The sequence below is a fragment of the Bacillus sp. ISL-39 genome, assembly GCF_018613295.1.
In the GTDB taxonomy this organism is placed as follows: Bacteria; Bacillota; Bacilli; order Bacillales; family Cytobacillaceae; genus Mesobacillus.
In genome coordinates this window covers 174,269-174,539 of the sequence record NZ_JAGGQM010000019.1, presented here as the reverse complement: position 1 = coordinate 174,539, position 271 = coordinate 174,269, and the positions used below count along the sequence as shown (strand labels likewise).

1 protein-coding gene is annotated in these 271 nt (G+C 47.6%); it reads left to right on the top strand.

Annotated features, from left to right (window positions below):
* Nucleotides 1-46: 46 nt before the first annotated feature.
* Nucleotides 47-271, top strand: a 225-nt coding sequence (locus tag J7E37_RS15170; RefSeq protein ID WP_215024790.1) for a hypothetical protein, incomplete at its 3' end; no start/stop codon positions are given.

Genomic DNA, 271 nt, shown 5'->3' with positions numbered 1-271 from the left:
TGGCCGATCCCGCATTCACTTCAGACAAAAATACGAGGATGAGTCGATGTTTTGTCCGAACCTGCCTCCACTTCAGACAAAACCACAAGCCTTAGCCGGCTTTTTGTCCGAACTTGGCTTCACTTCAGACAAAAATACGAGGATGAGTCGATATTTTGTCCGAACCTGGCGTGACTTCGGACAAAATCACAAGCTTGAGCTGGCTTTTTGTCCGAACTTGCCTTCACTTCAGACAAAATCACAAGGGTGTGCCGGAGTTTTGTCCGAACCT